General features: G+C 33.6%; 5 protein-coding genes and 1 pseudogene. All 6 read left to right on the top strand.

The genetic code is table 11. From position 1 onward, the window contains the following. Positions 1 to 724, top strand: a pseudogene (locus tag L6Q46_RS11435) (hypothetical protein); the annotation flags it as partial. A 73-nt stretch (positions 725 to 797) separates the two neighbouring features. After that, the gene (locus L6Q46_RS11440; protein ID WP_291284412.1) at positions 798 to 2,552 is read left to right on the top strand and encodes a TonB-dependent receptor; all 1,755 of its coding nucleotides are present in this window, start codon (positions 798 to 800) and stop codon (positions 2,550 to 2,552) included. 107 nt (positions 2,553 to 2,659) lie between these two features. Beyond that, on the top strand, positions 2,660 to 2,986 hold the full coding sequence (locus L6Q46_RS11445; protein WP_291284413.1) for a hypothetical protein: 327 nt from the start codon (positions 2,660 to 2,662) through the stop codon (positions 2,984 to 2,986). Positions 2,987 to 3,028: 42 nt separating this feature from the next. Then, entirely contained in the window at positions 3,029 to 3,478 is a 450-nt protein-coding gene (locus tag L6Q46_RS11450) for a hypothetical protein (RefSeq protein WP_291284414.1), read from the top strand. 235 nt (positions 3,479 to 3,713) lie between these two features. Further along, on the top strand, positions 3,714 to 5,330 hold the full coding sequence (asnB, locus tag L6Q46_RS11455; protein WP_291284415.1) for an asparagine synthase B: 1,617 nt from the start codon (positions 3,714 to 3,716) through the stop codon (positions 5,328 to 5,330). Positions 5,331 to 5,589: 259 nt separating this feature from the next. Continuing rightward, positions 5,590 to 6,961 (top strand): ATP-binding protein (locus L6Q46_RS11460; protein ID WP_291284416.1); only part of this gene is annotated, 1,372 nt, incomplete at its 3' end.

Consider the following 6,961-nt stretch of genomic DNA (forward strand, 5'->3'; position numbering starts at 1 on the left):
CTTAGCGCAATTGTATTTTGCTGATAATTTGGAAGCAAATTCAGTAAAACATTATGAGTTTGTAGTTTCTAAACCAAGAAATGAATTCACAGAACAAGCTTTGGCTCGTTTGTGTCAAGTACATTTGAAAGCTAAGAATTATGATAGCGCAATTCCAGTTTTAAAACGTTTAGAAACCGAAGCTGATTTTCCACAAAATATAACGTATGCGCAATCTAATTTAATGAAATCGTATTACGAAAAACAAGATTTTACTAATGCCGTTATTTATGCCGATAAAGTGTTGAAAAACGACAAAATCGACGATAGAATTAAGAGTGATGCTCAAATTATCGTAGCGCGTTCGGCTATCAAAACAAATGATGAAGCTAAAGCGAAAGAAGCGTATGCTAAACTTCAAAAAATTGCAAAAGGGGAATTAGCAGCCGAAGCTTTGTATTACGATGCGTATTTCAAAAACAAAGAAGGTAAGTTTGAACCTTCGAATGTTGTGGTGCAAAAAATTGCTCAAGATTACTCTGGATACAAATATTACGGAGCGAAGAGTTTAGTAATTATGGCAAAAAACTTCTACGGATTAAAAGATAGTTTTCAAGCGACATACATTTTAGAAAGTGTAATTGAAAACTTCAAAGAATATACAGATGTAATCGAAGAAGCGCAAAAAGAATTGGATTTCATCAAAGGAGAAGAAGCAAAACGTAATTCATCAATCACAAATTAATAAAAATAAGATAATTGTCATACTGTCCCGAAGTTTCGGGATTGTTTCAAAATCTCATTTAAAAATATAGAACATGAAGAAATTAAATATAATCGCCTTAGTTTTAGTTGTATTCGGAATTCAATTTTCTTTTGCCCAAGTAAAAGATGAAAACATTGGTTCGGAAGTGGTAAACATTGTAAAACCATATACACCAACTATTTCAGATGCTTTCAAAGTGAAAGAAACACCTGTTTTAGAAGATGAAGAAGAGCAAAAAAAGGAACCAATTCAATACAATATTTTTTCGTTTCCAGTAGCATCAACATTTACACCAGCAAAAGGAAAAGCAGCTGGAGTGGATAAAACCGAAAAAGAAAAATTATACAACAATTACGCTACTTTAGGTTTTGGAAATTACCCAACCATCAACGCAGAATTGTTCATTACACAAAATTTAAGTAGAAGCAATTATGTAGGTGGAATGTTACGTCATTTATCGTCTCAAGGCGGAATTAAAGACTTGGTTTTAGATGATAAATTCTATAACACTAGTTTAGATGTAACGTACGGAGTTCGTGAGCGCGATATGAGTTGGAACGTTGATTTAGGTGTGAAAAACCAAATTTACAATTGGTATGGTTTACCAACAGAAACTATTTTCTTCGATGATGCTACAATTGCAGGAATCGATTCTAAGCAAACTTACAATACGATTGCACTTGGCGGAAAAATGAGTTTCAAAGATAGTTTCTTCAAAGATGCTAGCATGCAATTCAAACGTTTTTCAGATGGATTGGATTCGGGAGAAAATCGTTTTTTCATCAAACCTAATTTCGATTTTGATGTGATGAGTCAAAAAGTAAAAGCAGATTTCGTTGTGGATTATGTAGGTGGAAGTTTTGACAGAATGTATGATGTTGATTCGGAATTAAAATACAGCACAATCATCGCAGGAACAAGACCAAGTATTTTATATCAACAAGATGATTTATCAGTTCAAATCGGAGCTGGAGTATATTATGCAACTGCAAAAATCAACGGAGAAAGCGATGGTAAAATCTTTGTTTATCCAAATATTAAAGCGTCATACAAGTTAGTAGGTGATATTTTAGTGGCCTATGCTGGAGCAGAAGGTGATTTAGAGCAAAATTCGTATGCAGATTTCGTAGATCAAAATCCGTTTGTTTCTCCAACAATGTTCATTGCACCAACCGATAATAAATACGATTTGTATGTTGGTATGAAAGGAAAATTAGCGAATTCGGTTGCTTTCAATGTTAGAGCTTCTAATAAAAATCAAGGTGACCGAGCGTTATTTGTAAGTAATGGTTTTGATGGAACAGGAACGAATACGAATGGTTATGCTTACGGAAATTCATTTGGAGTAGTGTATGACGATTTAAACACGTTAAGTATTTTCGGAGAATTGAAAGCCGATTTCTCTAAAAACGTAACTTTCGGAATCAACGGAACCTACAATAATTATTCAACTGATATACAAGCGGAAGCTTGGAATTTACCACAATTGAAAATTGGTTCAACCGTAGATTTTGATATCAACGAAAAATGGTATGCAGGTGCAAATGTATTTTTTGTGGGCGAAAGGAAAGATTTAATTTCTGTTCAAGATGATATACTAGTTTTTCCAGCGACTTTTTCACAGCAAGTGGTAACATTAGATAGTTATTTTGATTTGAATGCGCACGTAGGCTATAAATACAACGCAAGATTAACTGCTTTCTTAAAAGGAAACAACTTAGCGAATCAACAATACAATCGTTGGGCAAATTTCCCAGTGCAAGGTATTCAGGTGTTGTTAGGAGCGAATTATAAGTTTGATTTCTAATTTTTAAACGCAAAGACACAAAGGTTTTCGCAAAGTTCGCAAAGATTTTTTTGTGTCCTTAGTGACTTGTTTGTGGTTAAATTATCTTCTAAAATTAAATAGTGAAAATGTATTTTAAAATTTTTATTCTATCAGCTTTATTTTTTCTTTTTATTTCTTGTGATGGTTATCAGTCTATTGAAGGAATAATTGTTGATTCCGAAACACATAAACCAATTTCTGATGTTCTGATAAAAGATTTTAGAAAAAGCGATACTCTAGGATTTACTGATGAACAAGGATATTTTGAAATCCATCAAATCAAAGGTTTTCCAATTGGAGATAAGGAGTTAACTGTTATTGTTTCTAAAAGTGAGTATATTCAAGATACAATCACTTTTATTAATAATGAAAGTAAGTTAATCAAGTTAGAAAGAATAACAGAGAAAAAATAATCCTTGCGTCCTTAGTGCCTTCTTTGTGTTTAAGCATTCACCATGACATTCAAACAAAAAATAAAGTCCCATTATCAAATCCTGTTATCGGAGAAAATAAACGAATTGCGTTTTATGATTTCCGATTTGGCTCAAGATGCACAAAATGATGCGAAAGGTTCGGCTGGCGATAAGCACGAAACCGCTTTATCGATGATGCATTTAGAGCAAGAAAAGCTCAATCAAAAATTAGCAGAAATCATCGAACAAAAAAATGTTGTAGATAAGATTGATGCTGATGCAATTCACACCAAAGTAGCGCTTGGAAGTTTAGTTCAAACCAATGACATGTTATTTTATATCAGTGCAGCTTTGCCTAAAATCCAATTCGAAAATAGAACGATTATTGCCGTTTCACCACAATCACCATTAGGAAATCAATTACTTGGAAAAAGTGTCGGAGATGCCGTTGTAATAAACGCCAATCGATTCCAAATAAAAGCTATTGAATAAAATAAAAGCCACTCACTCGAGTGGTTTTTTTATGATTTGTAACTAAAACAAACTCAAAACCACTTTTAAAGTTTGTGATTTAATTAAAAAATTGTTTTTTAGTTTTAAATTATAACTAAAATTTATTTTATGGTTTATTATTTAAACTTATATATTCAATTTTGCTTCATCAAATTAAGTGGATAAGTTATATCAATTAAATAATTAAACATTTCAACGATTAAACCAAAAAGTTATGTGCGGAATATTAGCTATTATAGGAAAAGGAAAAGAAGTAGCATTAGTGCAACAATTGTCTAAAAGAATGAGTCATCGTGGTCCAGATGAAAGTGATATTCATGTTACGGAGAAAGGTCATATTTTAGCGCACGAGCGTTTATCAATTGTCGATTTACACACAGGGAAACAACCTATTCAAGGAACAAATTCCGCTTGGATGGTGCATAATGGCGAAATATACAATCACAAAAAATTAAGAGAAACTACTTTAAAACATCATACGTTTAGAACCACGTCAGATTCAGAAGTTATAGTGCATTTGTATGAAGAATTTGGTTACGATTTCTGCGACATGTTAGATGGGATTTTTGCTCTAGTCGTTATCGATGGCGATGATTATATCGTAGCTCGCGACCCACTTGGAGTAAAGCCTTTGTATTATGGAATGGACGAAAGAGGCCGCTTATATTTTGCATCCGAAATGAAAGCGATTACAGATCAATGTAAGTCATTTTCAACATTTCCTCCTGGACATTATTATACTGAAAAAACAGGTTTTGTTAAATATTATAAACCAGAATGGGAGGCACACGAAAAAGCAGTTGAAAAGCTAGATTTACAAGCTTTACAATCAAGTTTAACACAAGCTGTGGAAAAACGTTTGATGTGTGATGTACCTTTTGGAGTGCTACTTTCTGGTGGATTGGATTCGTCTTTAATAGCTTCAATTACTTCCAGATTGTTAGAAGAAAGCGGACAAGAATTGCACTCGTTTTCAATCGGATTAGATGCTTCGGCTCCAGATTTAGTAGCGGCAAAAAAAGTAGCGGATTTCATAGGAACAACGCATCACGAAATTCATTTCACAGTCGAACAAGGAATCGAGATTTTAGATAAATTGATTTGGCATTTGGAAACCTATGATGTAACGTCAATTCGTGCGAGTACGCCTATGTATTTCTTATCAAAAGCCATTACCGAAAAAGGAATCAAAATGGTATTATCTGGCGAAGGAGCGGATGAAATCTTCGGAGGTTATTTGTATTTCCGAAATGCACCATCAGTTTTAGATTTCCAAAAAGAAACTATCGAACGTGTTCAAAAGTTATTTACAGCCGATTTACTTCGTGCCGATAAATCAACTATGGCTCATGGATTAGAAGCAAGAGTACCGTTTTTGGATAAAGCATTTTTGGATTTAACGATTAAAATTCAACCTGAAGAAAAAATGCCAAAAACCTATGACGGAATTGAAAAATACATTTTACGAAAAGCATTCGATACACCCGAAAGACCCTTTTTACCCGAAGCGATTTTATGGAGACAGAAAGAGCAGTTTTCTGATGGCGTTGGTTACAACTGGATTGATACTTTAATCGAGTATTGCTCAAGTCAAGTGACAGATGAAGAATTTGAAAAAGCAAAACTGTTCTTTCCTTATAACACGCCAGTTACAAAAGAAGCGTTTTATTACAGAAGGATATTTCACAAGCATTTCCCACAAGAAAGTGCTGCACAAACAGTTCGCAAATGGATTCCAAAATGGCAGGAAAACCAAGATCCAAGTGGAAGAGCAAATGCTGCTCACGTAAAGGCAGATGTGTCGATTTCAGTAGAAATGGAGAAAATATAGTTTATAGTTTAGGTTTGTTGTTTTTGAAAACCTCTTTAAATAAGTTTTAAGGAGGTTTTTTGTTTTTATTCGATTTTGCCTCAATCAAAAAATCATCAAAAATTAAAAATAAAGCGGTTTTTATTCGATTTAAGACACTTTTATCAAAAATTAACAATTGTTGATAACTTACTATTGAGTTAAGTTCGTTTTTATTTCTTCTATTTATCTAATTACTTATATTTGTTGATATAAAAATACTTTATTTAGCACAAATATTATGAGTGAAGAAAATAAAAAAGGTAGTTATTCAGCCGATAGTATTCAGGCATTAGAAGGAATGGAGCACGTAAGAATGCGTCCTTCCATGTATATTGGAGATACTGGAGTTCGTGGATTACACCATTTGGTTTATGAAGTTGTAGATAACTCAATCGATGAGGCATTAGCAGGACATTGTGATACTATTTATGTAGCAATTAATGAAGATAATTCGATTACGGTTGAAGATAACGGTCGTGGTATTCCAGTTGATTTACATAAAAAAGAAGGCGTTTCTGCACTTGAGGTTGTAATGACTAAAATTGGTGCTGGAGGTAAATTTGATAAAGATTCATATAAAGTATCTGGAGGTCTTCACGGGGTTGGGGTTTCGTGTGTTAATGCACTTTCTGACCATTTAAAAGCAACTGTTTTTCGTGAAGGAAAAATTTACGAACAAGAATACGAAAGAGGTAAAGCATTATATCCAGTTAAACAAATTGGAACTACAGAAAAAAGAGGTACTATGGTTACTTTTAAACCAGATGCTACCATTTTTACCCAAACTTTAGAATATTCTTATGATACATTAGCTGCACGTTTACGTGAGCTTTCTTTCTTGAATAAAGGAATTAGAATTACTTTAACAGATAAAAGAAATCCTGACGAGAAAGGGGAGTTTCCAGTTGAAACGTTCCAATCTAAAGAAGGGTTAAAAGAATTTGTTAAGTTTTTAGATGGAAATCGTATACCAATCATTGGTCATGTAATTTCTATGGAGCATGAAAAAGGTGAAATTCCTGTTGAGGTTGCTTTAATTTACAATGAAAGTTATTCAGAAAATATCTTTTCTTATGTAAATAATATCAACACGCACGAAGGAGGAACACACTTGCAAGGTTTCCGTATGGGATTAACTCGTACTTTGAAAAAATATGCTGATGCTTCTGGATTGTTAGATAAATTAAAATTTGAAATTTCTGGAGATGACTTCCGTGAAGGTTTAACAGCTATTATTTCGGTAAAAGTTCAAGAACCACAGTTTGAAGGTCAAACCAAAACTAAATTAGGAAATAGAGAAGTAGTTTCTCCAGTTTCTCAAGCGGTTGCAGAAATGCTTGAAAATTATTTGGAAGAAAATCCAAATGATGCAAAAATCATTGTTCAAAAAGTGATTTTAGCTGCTCAAGCACGTCACGCTGCCAAAAAAGCACGTGAAATGGTGCAACGTAAAACCGTAATGGGTGGCGGTGGATTACCAGGTAAATTATCAGATTGTTCTGAGCAAGATCCAGCGAAATGTGAGATTTTCCTTGTCGAGGGAGATTCGGCAGGTGGAACTGCAAAACAAGGTCGTGACAGAGCTTTTCAAGCGATTTTACCATTAAGAG

Source organism: Flavobacterium sp. (genome assembly GCF_023151265.1).
GTDB lineage: Bacteria > Bacteroidota > Bacteroidia > Flavobacteriales > Flavobacteriaceae > Flavobacterium.

Coding starts and splice junctions, on each gene's coding strand:
- L6Q46_RS11450 (WP_291284414.1), top strand. CDS start 3,029: ATGACATTCAAACAAAAAATAAAGTCCCATTATCAAATCCTGTTATCG.
- L6Q46_RS11445 (WP_291284413.1), top strand. CDS start 2,660: ATGTATTTTAAAATTTTTATTCTATCAGCTTTATTTTTTCTTTTTATT.
- asnB (WP_291284415.1), top strand. CDS start 3,714: ATGTGCGGAATATTAGCTATTATAGGAAAAGGAAAAGAAGTAGCATTA.
- L6Q46_RS11440 (WP_291284412.1), top strand. CDS start 798: ATGAAGAAATTAAATATAATCGCCTTAGTTTTAGTTGTATTCGGAATT.